At 51.7% G+C, this 13435-nt stretch carries 11 protein-coding genes; all 11 read left to right on the forward strand.

What is annotated here, in order from left to right; all coding sequences use genetic code 11:
* Positions 1–15: 15 nt before the first annotated feature.
* The 11 genes from FND36_06480 to FND36_06530 all read left to right on the forward strand — a co-directional run bounded on the left by FND36_06480 (position 16) and on the right by FND36_06530 (position 13334).
* Positions 16–1209, forward strand: coding sequence for an MFS transporter (locus tag FND36_06480; protein QDW73711.1), 1194 nt, complete (start codon positions 16–18; stop codon positions 1207–1209).
* A 20-nt stretch (positions 1210–1229) separates the two neighbouring features.
* Positions 1230–1991, forward strand: a complete 762-nt coding sequence (locus FND36_06485; GenBank protein ID QDW73712.1) for a type I 3-dehydroquinate dehydratase — start codon at positions 1230–1232, stop codon at positions 1989–1991.
* A 28-nt stretch (positions 1992–2019) separates the two neighbouring features.
* On the forward strand, positions 2020–2505 hold the full coding sequence (locus FND36_06490; GenBank protein QDW73713.1) for a TRAP transporter small permease: 486 nt from the start codon (positions 2020–2022) through the stop codon (positions 2503–2505).
* Positions 2506–2508: 3 nt separating this feature from the next.
* Positions 2509–3786, forward strand: coding sequence for a TRAP transporter large permease (locus tag FND36_06495; protein QDW73714.1), 1278 nt, complete (start codon positions 2509–2511; stop codon positions 3784–3786).
* Between the two features lie 19 nt (positions 3787–3805).
* Positions 3806–4795 (forward strand): TRAP transporter substrate-binding protein, encoded by a 990-nt coding sequence (locus tag FND36_06500; protein QDW73715.1) that lies wholly within the window; start codon positions 3806–3808, stop codon positions 4793–4795.
* 160 nt (positions 4796–4955) lie between these two features.
* Positions 4956–6323, forward strand: a complete 1368-nt coding sequence (locus tag FND36_06505) for a SpoIID/LytB domain-containing protein (GenBank protein ID QDW73716.1) — start codon at positions 4956–4958, stop codon at positions 6321–6323.
* 45 nt (positions 6324–6368) lie between these two features.
* Positions 6369–7325 carry a leucine-rich repeat protein gene (locus FND36_06510; protein ID QDW75561.1) on the forward strand — a complete coding sequence of 319 codons (957 nt, stop codon included), beginning with the start codon at positions 6369–6371 and terminating at the stop codon, positions 7323–7325.
* 31 nt (positions 7326–7356) lie between these two features.
* On the forward strand, positions 7357–8706 hold the full coding sequence (locus tag FND36_06515; protein QDW73717.1) for a metallopeptidase: 1350 nt from the start codon (positions 7357–7359) through the stop codon (positions 8704–8706).
* A complete protein-coding gene (locus FND36_06520; protein QDW73718.1) occupies positions 8696–10213 on the forward strand; it encodes an AAA family ATPase in 1518 nt (505 codons plus the stop codon). Before FND36_06515 ends, FND36_06520 begins: the two co-directional genes overlap by 11 nt.
* Before the next feature lie 21 nt (positions 10214–10234).
* Positions 10235–11455, forward strand: a complete 1221-nt coding sequence (locus tag FND36_06525; protein ID QDW73719.1) for an N-acetylmuramoyl-L-alanine amidase — start codon at positions 10235–10237, stop codon at positions 11453–11455.
* 19 nt (positions 11456–11474) lie between these two features.
* Positions 11475–13334, forward strand: a complete 1860-nt coding sequence (locus FND36_06530; protein QDW75562.1) for a VWA domain-containing protein — start codon at positions 11475–11477, stop codon at positions 13332–13334.
* Positions 13335–13435 lie beyond the last annotated feature (101 nt).

The raw sequence follows: 13435 nt of genomic DNA on the forward strand, positions 1-13435 counted from the left end.
AAAAGGAGAGTAAGTGTGGAAAAGAAATACATACCAAGCGCGTTGATCTTATATCTGAATTATTTTATCCACGGGATCGGGTGCTCCATCTTAAGCCAGCAGGTGGTGAAGGAAGAGCTGGTAAGTCAGTGGGGGCTCTCGGATGTTATGACGGTCACTTCTGTGGCGGCGGCCCTGGGTCTTGGCCGATTGATCTCTCTTCCCTTTGCCGGCCCGGTCTCAGACAAATTGGGGAGGAAGCTCTCCGTGCTGATCGGTGTGGCCTCCTATGTGATCTTCTTTGCAGGGATCACATTTTCCCCCAATATGCAGTTTGCCTATGTGGCGGCAGTCCTGGGAGGGATCGCTAATTCGTTCCTGGATACGGCGACCTATCCGGCAGTCACAGAGATCATTTACCGCTATACCGGAATCGCGACTATGGGGATCAAATTCTTTATCTCGATCGCCCAGCTTCTGATGCCATTTTTCTTGGGAGTGGCGGCAGGGACACAGATGTCTTATCTGGCGCTTCCGCTGGTGTCGGGGATCGCCATCGCGGTACTGGGGATCCTGGCTCTTTTTGCCCCATTGCCCGCCAAGCCAGAAAATGAGAAGTCGGAGTCCTTTATCGATAATCTCAAGAACGCGCATTTCTCCCTGGAAAGCGCGGCGCTGATCCTGATCGGGTTTACCAGTACGGCTACCTTCCAGCTCTGGCTGAACTGCGCCCAGACCTTCGGGACGGAAGTGGCTGGTATTCCTTCCGCCTCGGTTTCTATCATGCAGACGTATTATTCAGCCGGGACTATGGCGGCTCTGGTGATCACCAGCATTCTGATCGTCAAATTCCGGCAGGTAAGATTCCTGGTAATCTATCCGGCGATCTCCCTGGTCATGCTGATCTTAGTGTATCTGATACGGACACCGATGATCTGCAATATAGGGGCGTTTGTGATCGGCTACTCTGCGGCGGGAGGCGTACTTCAGATGGCAACAGCCACAGTCAATGATCTGTTCCCCAAGATCAAAGGGACGATCACCAGCCTTGTCATGATCGCGTCCAGTTTGTGCAACTACACCATTCTGAGCGCGGCTTCCAAGATGTCCGCGGAGAATGTGATCGTGATGAATCTGGCGATCACTGTGATCGGTGTGCTTCTTGCTTTATTTGTAAACCTGAGATATGAAAAATTGCTGGCTGCCGTGGAAAGTCCCGGACGGCAGTAAGAAAAAGGAGGAAATAAAAAATGAGACCAGTAGTGGTGAGAAATGTAAAAATCGGGGAGGGTATCCCGAAAGTCTGCGTACCTATCGTAGGGACAACAAGGGAGGAAATCTTGGAAGCGGGGGAAAAAATCCTGGATCTTGGCGCGGATGTGGCAGAATGGCGCGTAGATTGGTATGCGGATATTTTTGACGCGGATCAGACAGAAGAGACGGCAAAGGGGCTTCGGAAGGCTTTGGGAGACATCCCCCTTCTCTTTACCTTTCGGACCGCTAAGGAAGGCGGGGAGAAGGAAATCGAGACGGCTGCCTATGCGGAACTGAATAAGAACGCCATCAAAACAGGATTGATCGACCTGGTAGATGTGGAACTGTTTACTGGGGAAAAGGAAGTTCAGGAGATTATTGAAACAGCCCATGCCTGTGGAGTGAAGGTGGTGGCTTCCAATCATGATTTCCAGAAAACCCCGGATAAAGAGGAGATCCTATCCCGCCTTTGCAAGATGCAGCAGCTGGGAGCGGATATTCCTAAGATCGCTGTCATGCCCCGGAATAAGAAAGATGTCCTGACACTGCTTGCCGCTACCCGGGAAATGGCTGAAGAATACGCGGACCGGCCGATCATCACCATGTCTATGGGAGGAACCGGCGTTATCAGCCGACTGTGCGGCGAGGTGTTTGGCTCAGCGCTGACGTTTGGGGCGGCAGGAAAAGCTTCCGCCCCAGGACAGATGGGAGTGGAGGAATTAAAGACAGTGCTTGGACTTCTGCATGAAAGCTTATAGTTGAGGCAGCGGAAAAGTGAGGTGCTCTATGAAAAAAGGATTGCGGTGGCTGGACCAGAACCTGGAGGAATGTCTGATGGTGTTCCTCCTGGCGGCTATGACGGTGATCATGGGGATCCAGGTGTTTTCCAGATATGCGCTTGGCATGTCTCTTACCTGGTCTGAGGAACTGACCAGATATCTCTTTATCTGGGCCGGCTTCTTAAGCGTCAGCTATTGTACGAAGAAGTGTATCTCGATCAAGATCGAACAATTTGTGGCATTGTTTCCAAAGAGGGGGAAAGCCCTCTTTAAAGTGGTGAATCACACGCTGGAACTGATCCTGTTTTTCTATCTGATCCCCTGCGCGTGGAAGTATTTCCATACGGCCATCGCAAGCGGGCAGACGAGCCCGGCCCTGGGACTTCCTATGTACGCGGTGCAGGCGGCGCCGCTTTTGGGGTTCCTTCTTGCCGCTGTCCGGGTGCTGCAGAGATGGATCGTGGAGTTCCGGGCTGTGCGGGGAAAGGAGTAGATCATGCCGACTGTTATTGTATTTCTTGTATTTATAGTCTGTCTGGTCATTGCGATTCCGGTTTCCATTTCCCTTTCGGCGGCATCCGTCCTGCCGGGGATACTGGATTCTTCCTTTGCGGCAAGCGGGACGTTTGTCGTCCGCTCCATGCTGGGAGGACTGGACAGCTTTCCGCTGCTGGCGGTACCGATGTTCGCGCTGTCGGGGATCCTTATGGCAAAAGGAGGGATTTCGGAGAAATTATTTCATGTATTTGCGTATTTCATGGGGAAGCGGACGGCTGGGCTGCCCTGCGCGGTGATCGTTACCTGTCTGTTTTACAGGGCTATTTCCGGTTCCGGTCCAGCCACGGTGGCGGCGGTGGGAAGTATGACGATCCCGATCCTGATCCGTATGGGTTATGATAAGACCTTTTCCACGGCGATCGTGGCGGTGGCGGGAGGGCTGGGTGTGATCATCCCGCCCAGTATTCCCTTTATCATGTACGGAATTGCCTCCGGCGCATCTGTAAGCGACCTGTTTGTGGCGGGGATCGTCCCGGGTATTTTTATCAGCCTCTTATTGATGATGTATGCGGTGTTTTACTGTAAAAAGCATGGGGAGGATGAGAAGAAAAAGCAGGAGTTGGTAGGCGCTCTCAGAGAGAAAGGGTTCCTCTGTGTCCTGAGGGAAAGCGCGTTGGCGCTGCTAAGTCCGGTGATCATCCTGGGATGCATCTACGCAGGCATCGCCTCCCCTACGGAAGCGGCGGTGATCTCTGTATTCTATGCGCTGTTCATCAGTCTGTTTGTGTATAAAAGCATTTCCGTGGGAGATATCTGGGGGATCCTGGTGGAAGGGATCCGTACTTATACGCCGATTCTGTTTATCCTGGCGGCATCGGTGGCCTTTTCCAGGGTGCTTACGCTCCTGCAGGTGCCCCAGGGAGTCAGCGACTGGATTTTAAGCCATGTTGCAGACCCGGTGATTCTTCTGCTGGTCATCAACGGGTTCCTTCTGGCGGTAGGGATGATCATGGATACGACCCCGGCGATCCTGATCCTGCTTCCGATCGTGACGGAAGTGGGAGTAGATCCTATCCATTTTGGGATCATCATGGTGGTGAATCTGGCCATTGGTTTTGTGACACCGCCTATTGGGGTCAATCTGTTCGTGGCGTCTTCGCTGTCAGATATTCCGGTGATGGAGATTGCCGGAAAGGCAGTGCCGATGATCGGATATTTTCTGCTGGCGCTTCTGGTGATCACGTTTGTGCCGGCTGTCAGCCTGATACTATTGTAGTTTCAACTTTGGAGGAAATATGAAGAGATGGAAATACGCGCTTCTGGTCTCTTTGTCCGCCGGAATCCTGGCGGGATGCGCGGCAGACCAGGAAGAACAGACATACGCGTACCCTTTGGCCACCGCAAGTCCGGAGGATACGGTGACGCAGATCTACGCGGAGAAATTTGCGGAAGAAGTAGACCGTTTAAGCGGCGGGCGGATTGAGATCCAGATCTATCCCAACAGTGTGCTGGGCGGAGACCGGGAACTCTTAGAGAGCTGTTACGACGGGGATATCCCCTTTGTCGTGCAGAATACGGCCCCTCAGGTCAACTTCATTCCGGATACGGCAGTTTTCGACAGCCCCTGTGTGTTTGACAGCCTGGAGGAAGTAAGAGAGACGATCGATGAGCCGGAATTCCTGGATCTCATCCGCCGGTCCTACCGGGAAGCCGGATATGAGCTCCTTGGCTTCGCGGACCAGGGCTTTCGCGTGATGTCGACGAATCAGAAGGCGGAATCCTTCGAGGACTTTGCGGGGCAGAAGATACGGACGATGGAGAACCAGTATCATCTGGAATTCTGGAAGGCGCTGGGGGCCAATCCTACTCCGATGAATTTCAGCGAGGTTTACATCGGCCTGCAGCAGAATACGATCGATGCCCAGGAGAACCCGTATGAAGTTATTGTGTCCAATCGGCTTTATGAACAGCAGGACTATGTGGTAGAGACGAACCATCTTCCACATCTGATCTCGCTGATCGTCAATGAGGGATTCTACGCCAGTCTTTCCGACGAGGACCAGGAGATCCTGCGAAAAGCGCAGGAGTCTGCGCAGTCATACGCGCGAGAGGCTTCCGATGAAAGGATCGCGGAACGTATCCGGGAGATCGAGGAAAGCGGGACTCAGATCTTAAGCCTGGACGAGGAAACAAAAGCGGCGATGATCGAGGCATGCGAACCTGTCTATGAGGAGATACGCGAGGTGGTTTCAGAAGAAATCGCGGCCGCTTATATGGGAGAGTAGAATAGAGTGGGGACAGCCGCGGGGCACAGGAAAATCCTGTGCCCCTATTTCTTTTTTAAAGAAAAATGGTATAATCAAAAAGAGTTGGCAAAGAGCGGGCCAAGTTCTTTTTTTACCACAGGAGGAATATAGATTTAGAAAAGCGGACAAGGATTTTACTATGAAAAGAAAACGTACTTCATATAGATACTCTAGAAAACCCCAGAGGCGCAGAGGGTACATAAGCGGCGCCAGAAGACAGACCAAGCGGCGGAAGCTCTGGTTGTGCGGCTCTATTCTGGCCAGTGTGTTTCTGATCGTTCTGGCGGCGCGCTGGCTGCCTCAGACGGCGGAAGAACTGGGGAAAGAAAGGGAAAAAAATAAGACTCCCCAGACAAGAGAAGAGACAGGGAATGAAAATCCAAATATCCGGGTGCTGCTTATGACGGACGGATATCAAAATGAAACTCATCCAAAGGCAGTACTGTCTTCAGACAGCGGGCTGGTGGTCTTCTGGGGAGACCAGGAGGAGGAAGCGGAGGGGAAACTTACGATCGAACCGGATGATGAGCGGTTTCAAAAAGGAGCGGTCCGGGTTTGGGCAAAGGAGGGAAAGGTTACGGTAGAGACCTTGAACCGGGGATATGGGACTCCTTCTTACGCGGGAGTGATCGAACTTCGGACGACGGCGGAAGGCCTGGTGCTGATCAACGAGCTTCCTGTAGAAACCTATCTGTGCGGCGTGGTGCCAAGTGAGATGCCATCCTCCTATGAACTGGAAGCTTTGAAAGCCCAGGCGGTGTGCGCCAGAAGCTATGCCTACCGCCAGATAGAAAGTTACGGATACCCGGAATATGAGGCTCATGTCAATGACAGTACGGCTTATCAGGTGTATGGAAATTCAGCGCCGGCAGAAAGCGCCCAGGAGGCGGTGGAGGCCACGGCAGGAGAGACAGTGCGTTATGAGGGAAAAGTGGTGACCACCTATTATTATTCTACCTCCTGCGGTCATACAACCAGCGCAGAAGCGTGGGGGACCGCGCCAAGCAAAGAAAATGCTTATCTGCAGTCTGTGGAGGTCTGCGGGGAAAATGGCGACTATGAAAAGGATCTTCCCTGGTACCGGTGGGAAGCCAGGATTCCTGTACAGACCTTATCGAATCTGATCGGGCTGAATACAGGCACGGATATTGGAACGGTAAGTGAGATCCAGGTGACAAGACGAGGACCGGGAAATGTGGCGCTGGAGATCCAGGTGTCAGGCGAGAAAGGACGCGTCACTGTAGAGACGGAAAATAAGATCCGCAGGGCTCTTGGGGGAGAAGGCTATGAGATCACAAAGCAAGACGGATCTGTGGCCGCGAGTTCGGAACTTCTGCCCAGCGCTTTTTTTACGATTGAGAAATCCGGGGATCTGTTTGTGATTCAAGGCGGAGGTTTTGGACATGGTATTGGGATGAGCCAGAACGGGGCGAATGAGATGGCGAAACAGGGGATGGACTATCGAAAGATCCTGACCTTGTTTTACCAGGGCGTGACCATTGAATAAATGTACAAAAAGGATGAAGGAACTGTGATCGAAAGAAAGACAGACATGATCATTTCTTACCCAGAGATCCATTATCAGAAAGAGAACGGCGGGATACGGATCACCGCTTGTTATGGGGAAGATGGCCGCGTATTCCTTCCAGAGCGGATCGAAGGACAGCCGGTGACCGCTATTGGGGCGTACGCGTTTTCAGAGGGCGGGGAATCCCCGGAAGATCTGGTGTGGGGACAAGAAGGAAAGCAAGAGAAGCTGAAGGCTGAAAGGATACAGGAGCTCCATCTGCCGGACGGCGTATGCAGGATTGGCCGGTACGCCTTCTACCGCTGCCGGAATCTTGCGAAACTGACGCTGTCAGATGGGATTTTAGAAATCGGCGGCGGAGCTTTGACAGGCTGCAGGCCGGGGCAGATTGAAATCCACCTGAGGCGGGGAGAACAGTCGGCTTTAAAATCGATTTTGGACGAAGTGCGGTTCGCGATTCGGGCGACTCTTTATTATCACCGGGCAGAGGGGAAGATAGAAGTGGCGAAGGTGTTGTTCCCGGAGCACTATGAAGAGGCGGTGGAGAATACGCCGGCCCGGCTTTTATACACCAGCCACCACGGAGCGGGGGGATACTACCGTCAGTGCTTCTATGACCGGAAACTGGATTTCCCCAAATATGATGCCCTGCTTCCAAGGGCGGTAGCGGAAGAGACGCCGGAAACGGTGACGGAGCTTGCCATTCAAAGACTTTTGTTCCCGGTAGGGCTTTCTAAGAAGGCAAAGGAAGAGTACGAGACCTTTTTAAGAGAGCATGGAGGGCAGGCGGCCGCGTTTTTGGTGGACAAGGAAGAACTGGACGGGCTGCGTCTTTTAATGGATGGAGGCCTGCTGGAGGAAGCGGCTTTTGAGATCGGGATAGAGACCGCTTTAAAACAGGGGAAGACGGCGCTTGTCAGTCTTTTGATGGAGGAGAGGAGCCGCAGGTTTCCGCGGAAGAAGAAAACCTTTGAGTTTTGAGCAAAAAGAATAGAAATTGGAGAAGATCAGCATGAGAGACAGAGAGAACGATATAGTGGAACAATTGGAGCAGATCGGACGTCAGATCCTTATCGTTTCCAGAAATGAACTGTATCTTTCGATGCGATTTTTGGACGTGGCTTTAAGCAGCTTTACTTTTGTGCTGGATGAAGGGATAGGCACCATTGGAACAGACGGCTTTTCCATCTTTTACGGGCCTGCCTGGCTGGGCGGGATGTTCCGGGAGAATCCCGTCTTCGTAAACCGGGCGTATCTGCACATGGCGCTGCATGGAATCTTCCGGCATATGACCGGGAGAGGGGGAAGGCAGAAGAGATACTATGATCTGGCCTGTGATATCGCGGTGGAATCTGTGATCGATGGAATGACCTGCCGCTGTGTGCGCCAGCCCCGGTCGTTCCTTCGCAGGGAGACGTACCGGAAGCTGGAAGAGGCTATGAAGGTACTGACAGCCGGAAAGATCTGTCAATGCCTGTTGTCCTGGGATCTGTCGGAAACAAAGCTGGAACGGCTGGAAGCGGAGTTCCAGGTGGACAGCCACCTATACTGGCCGGAAGATGATCCAAAGAAGCGTCAGCAGATTGAGAATCAATGGCAGGATATCAGCGAGAAGACCGAGATGGAAATGGAAGGGTTTTCCAGTGAAGCGTCCTCCCAGTCAGGCAATCTGGCCAAACAGATCAAGGTGGAGAACCGGCAGCGGTTTGACTATCGGAAGTTCCTGCGTAAATTCGCGGTCCTCAGGGAAGAGATGGCGGTGGATCCGGACTCCTTTGATTATGTATTCTACAGCTATGGACTGCGGCTGTATGGAAATCTTCCATTGATCGAGCCCCAGGAGTGGAAAGAAGAAAAGAAGATCGAAGAGTTTGCGGTAGTCATCGATACTTCCATGTCCTGTTCCGGAGAACTGGTGCGCAAATTTCTGGAAGAGACTTATACCGTTCTAAGTGAAGAGAATAGTTTCTTTCGAAAGGTTAACATCCATATCATTCAGTGCGACGAAGAGATCCAGACTGATGTGACGATCACGAAGGCGAAAGATCTGGCCGCGTATATGGAGCAGTTGGAATTAAAGGGAGAAGGCGGAACAGATTTCCGGCCGGCTTTTGCCTATGTGGACAGGCTTCGTGAGGAGCAGGCATTTTCGAACCTGAAAGGCCTTATATATTTTACAGACGGGAAAGGAATCTATCCGGAGAAAATGCCGCCCTATGAAACGGCCTTTGTATTCCTGGAGGAAGATTATGAGGACAGAGAAGTTCCTCCCTGGGCGATGAAGCTGATCTTGGAGGAGGAGGATCTAGACAGAAAAGATCTGGAAGAACGAAGAAGAAAAGGAGAAGATTATGCATATTAAACGAGCCAAGCAGGAAATCAAAGATTCGATAGAGGCATATCTGAAAAAGGATGCTTACGGGGAGTATGTGATCCCATCCATCCGCCAGAGACCGCTGCTCTTGATGGGGCCTCCGGGGATCGGGAAGACCCAGATCATGGAGCAGGTTGCAAGAGAATGCGGCATTGCCCTGGTTTCTTACACCATCACCCATCATACCCGGCAGAGCGCCATTGGCCTGCCGTTTATCAAGGAGCGGATGTTTGGGGGGACCGCTTATCAGATCACTGAGTATACCATGAGCGAGATCATCGCTTCTGTATATGAGAAAATGGAGAAGACAGGATTGAAAGAGGGGATCCTGTTCATCGACGAGATCAACTGTGTGTCGGAAACACTGGCCCCGGCTATGCTGCAGTTCCTGCAGTGCAAGACCTTTGGAAACCAGAAAGTGCCGGAAGGATGGATCATCGCGGCGGCGGGAAATCCACCGGAGTATAACCGGTCGGTCCGGGAGTTCGATGTGGTGACTCTGGACCGGATCAAGCGCATCGATGTGGAAGAAAATTATGACGTGTGGAAGGAGTACGCCTATAAGGTCGGTATCCATCCAGCCATCCTTTCTTATCTGGATCTGAAGAGAGAGCATTTCTACCGGATGGAGACGACACCGGATGGAAAAGCGTTTGCTACGGCAAGAGGCTGGGAGGATCTTTCTGAGCTTTTGAAGGTCTATGAGTCTCTGGGAAAGAAGGTGGACCGGGAGGTGGTCCATCAGTATATCCAGCACTGGAAGATCGCCAAGGATTTCGCGGTATACCTGGAACTTTATGAGAAATACCAGAAGGATTACGGTCTGGAAGATATTTTCAAAGGCCAGTGGGAGAAAGGAACTTTGGAGAAGCTTTCTTACGCCGCTTTTGATGAACGGCTCAGCGTGGTGGGAATGCTGTCCGGGAGACTCCAGGAATTCTTCCGCCGGTATGGGTTCCTGGACGCCTATGTGACCCGGCTTTACGAGACGGTAAAACGGGCGCAGAAAGAGATGAAACATATGGAGCAGATATGCAGGGAGGAAGAGGAAACTTACGAGAAGCTGCGCGCGGCAGAGCAGCTTACCAGAGAAGAAGACCATCTCTGGCGGAAGGTACTGGATACCCTGGAAGACTGGAAACGGCTGGTAAAAGAGGAACATTTGTCAGGGGAAGACGCTTTGGGGCTGGTCAGGGAACGGTTTCAAAGGGAAGCATCCCGCCGCCAGGAGGCTGTGGATGAGACGGAGGAAGCGCTGGACCATGTGTTTGATTTCCTGGAAGCGGCCTTTGGAGACAGCCAGGAGATGGTGGTGTTCGTGACAGATCTGAATACGAATGCTTACAGTATCCAGTATTTGAAAGAAAATGACTGCCCAAAGTATTACCGCTATAATAAACGGCTTCTGTTTGATGAGCAAAGAGAAGAAATACTTTCCCAGATGGATGGGGTGGAAGACAGGCTGATTGACTTAGATAGGAAGAGGGGAGTATAATGGGGGAGTGAGGAATGAAACATGAAGACAAGAACCAAAATACTGCTCCTGGCGGGAGCCGGTATCCTGCTCCTTGGGATCGGGATTTTCGCGGGCTGGCATTTGAGCCGTCAGCAAAATAGCGGAGAATGGAAAGAAGAGGCAAAGAAGCAGGTAAAAGAAGAAACGGATATGACAGAGAAGCAGAAAGTCCGGGTGGAAGAGATCGGATTTTCCAGGATCTCCGGCCAGGAGATCCAGATCCAGTGGCCGGACCGGTGGGAGCCTTACGTAGAGGAATATCAGATCCAGCGGCGGAAGAGCGGAGAGGATACCTGGCAGCAGGTAGGGACTCTGGCCTCTGATCAGAGGGTAGAGGATACGGCGCTTGCCTGGGTGGACACTCTTGAGGAAAGCGCCGTCCAGCAATATGAATACCGCGTGGATGTAAAAGTGACGGATCCAGAGAAGTATCAGGCGGAAGAAGGGAAAACGGTAATGGCCAGCAATCTTCTGGTGTGTATCGATCCGGGACATTACAGCGGGAAGAATACGGTGGAAAGTGGAACTGCCTATGCGGAAGGGGATTTCACCCTGCAGCTTGCAAAAGAACTTTCGGGAGTTTTGAAGGAAGACTATGGGGTGACTTCTATATTGACGAGAGACTCCGGAAGCATTTCTATAGACGGGTATACAGATAATGCTTTGGATTCTGGCCACATCAGTCTGAGAGGGGAATACGCGGAAGGGACAGACTTGTTTCTTTCGATCCATACCAACGCAAATTTGGAAGGGGCCAATGGCTGTGAGACGGAAGAGCAGCCCATTTCTATCAATAAGCCGATTCTGATCCTGAATGAAATTGCCTGTGAGCAGGAGCAGGCGGTGAAAGTCGCAAATGGGATCGGAAGTCATCTGGCGGAAACCAGTTATCAACTGGGGATCGCGGCGGTGGGTACGTTCTGTGCCGTCGAGGAAAGCGGGCAGATCCGGGAGTGGACGGATGCTTACAATGACCAGACGGATGTGGAAGGAACGGTATGCCGCAGGAGCGGAGAACACGGAGATTATTACGGAGTGCTCAGAGGAGCCGCGAATGTGGGGGTGCCGGGGATGATCATCGAGCATGGATTCCATACAGTACCGGAAATGCGCCAGATGGCGGCGGCAGGAGAACTGGCGGGAGCCTGGGCGAGAGCAGACGCGGAAGGAATCGCGGAAGGATTTGGATTCGAGAAATATCTGGAAACAAAACAGGAATAAAGGAATGGAGGAATGAGAGATGTTTTGTGGGAATTGTGGACATAAGCTGCAGGATGACTCGATCTTTTGTCCCAATTGCGGGGCAAGGGTAGACGGGGAGGAAACGCCCGTCGGCGCGGGCCAGCCGGAAAAGGCTGTTTTGCCGAAGGCGGAGAGGAAACCGGCGGCAAAGAACAAGAATAAGAAACATTCGAAAAAGCCGGTGATCGCAGCAGTGATCGCAGCGGCGCTTCTGGTGCTTGCGCTGGGAGGAGGAACGGTTTACGCAACGGCAGGACTGAGTATGCAAAAAGACCGGGCGCTGGACAAGATTAAGGACTGTGGATTCCCGGAATATGAAGAAGAGGCCAAAAGCGCGGCCGAGCAGTGGGATGGTTTGGGAATCTTGGATATAGGAGAGAAACAGGATGTGATCCAGGAGTTAAAGTCTGTGCAAAAAGATCTGGACAGCTTTATTGAAGACCAGATCAAATTCTACGAAAGTGTGGACATGTCTGAGGCGGAAGAAGCGGAAGTTTCGTCTTATGAATCAGAGATGAAGACCATCGGGCAGCTGACCAAGAGCGATGACCGGGACTATGGGGCGATCAAAGAGGCGTTTGATAAAGTGGATGACGCCGTCTACATGTACATAGAATCGGAAAATGAATTGAACGTGGAGGTACAGCAGGTGGACGCTTCCGAATTTCCGAAGGTCCGACTGTATGTGAACGTGGAAGATCCTTCTACGGGAGAAGTGCCGGAGAATCTGGACGAAGCAATGTTCTATATCCGAAAGGAAGACGCCAACGCGAAATTTGTCAGACAGACGGTGACAGAAGTGAACCAGCTGAACGAGGCGGAAGCCTTGAAGGTGGATATGGTGGCAGATGTGAGCGGAAGCATGAGCGGAAGCCCGCTGGACGAAGCGAAATCCATTATGAATAATTTTATTAATAGTGTGCAGTTTGATGCGGGAGACTTGGTAGAACTGACTTCCTTTGCCACGGGAGTCCGCCTGGAACAGGAATTCTGCGATGACCCCGCCCTTTTGACCCAGAAGGTGAACCAACTGGATACAGGAGATATGACCAGTCTGTACGATGCTCTTTACACAGCGGTAGAACGGGTGGCGGCCCAGACAGGAGCCAGATGTGTGATCGCCTTTACCGATGGAAACGACAACTACAGCAACTGTACTCAGGAAGACGTGATCCAGGTAGCCAACCGCTATCATGTGCCGGTGTTTATCATTGGTATCGGGTCCATTGATGCCTCTGAGATCAATTATATCGCGGAGCAGACGGGAGGCGCATACTACAGCGTCAATGATGTCTACTCTATGGAGAGTATTTACCAGGAGATCTATGAGATGGAGAAAGAACTCTATCTGCTGGAATTTGAGGACAGCACTGGAGCGACGGTAGATGACGAAGCGAATATCCAGGTGGGATATCACACTCAGGAATACGGCGGAGAATGTGATTACACCTATCAGCCGAATGTACTGCTGAGCGCGAAAAGCGCGGATATCTACACAGACGGGCCGGAAGCCGTGGTAGAGCAGTATCTGAAGAACTTCCCTGCCGCAGTGACCAACAGCGACTTCTCTCTGATCGCGGATTATATGAAGGCGGGGAGCGATATCTATAATGAACAGGAGAAATACGTTCAGAGAGATATCACAGAGCAATTGGATACCTATGAGCTTACAGACGTAACTTACAGCGATGAAAACAACTGTGTGATATCCACAAGAGAGACTTACTATGTACAAGTGGAAGGAAAAGCCCTGCAGCTGATGACACAAGAGTGTCAGTACGCGTTGGAGAAGACGGGAGACAAATGGGAAATGACGGCTTTCGTAGATTTGAAAGTGGTGTCCAGGATTAAACAATAGTCAAATGGGGCCGGGGGATTTTTAAAAATCCCCCGGCCCAAATAAAAAATGCCCTGTCCCCAATTGACATCTATCTCCAAAATCTTTATAATAGCACTTAA

The organism is Lachnospiraceae bacterium KGMB03038 (assembly GCA_007361935.1).
Lineage (GTDB): Bacteria > Bacillota > Clostridia > Lachnospirales > Lachnospiraceae > Massilistercora.

Bases quoted from the DNA above. Each gene is read 5' to 3' on its own strand.
- FND36_06515 (QDW73717.1), top strand. From the start codon at position 7,357: ATGAGAGACAGAGAGAACGATATAGTGGAACAATTGGAGCAGATCGGA.
- FND36_06525 (QDW73719.1), top strand. From the start codon at position 10,235: ATGAAGACAAGAACCAAAATACTGCTCCTGGCGGGAGCCGGTATCCTG.
- FND36_06485 (QDW73712.1), top strand. From the start codon at position 1,230: ATGAGACCAGTAGTGGTGAGAAATGTAAAAATCGGGGAGGGTATCCCG.
- FND36_06505 (QDW73716.1), top strand. From the start codon at position 4,956: ATGAAAAGAAAACGTACTTCATATAGATACTCTAGAAAACCCCAGAGG.
- FND36_06500 (QDW73715.1), top strand. From the start codon at position 3,806: ATGAAGAGATGGAAATACGCGCTTCTGGTCTCTTTGTCCGCCGGAATC.
- FND36_06490 (QDW73713.1), top strand. From the start codon at position 2,020: ATGAAAAAAGGATTGCGGTGGCTGGACCAGAACCTGGAGGAATGTCTG.
- FND36_06510 (QDW75561.1), top strand. From the start codon at position 6,369: ATGATCATTTCTTACCCAGAGATCCATTATCAGAAAGAGAACGGCGGG.
- FND36_06530 (QDW75562.1), top strand. From the start codon at position 11,475: ATGTTTTGTGGGAATTGTGGACATAAGCTGCAGGATGACTCGATCTTT.
- FND36_06495 (QDW73714.1), top strand. From the start codon at position 2,509: ATGCCGACTGTTATTGTATTTCTTGTATTTATAGTCTGTCTGGTCATT.
- FND36_06520 (QDW73718.1), top strand. From the start codon at position 8,696: ATGCATATTAAACGAGCCAAGCAGGAAATCAAAGATTCGATAGAGGCA.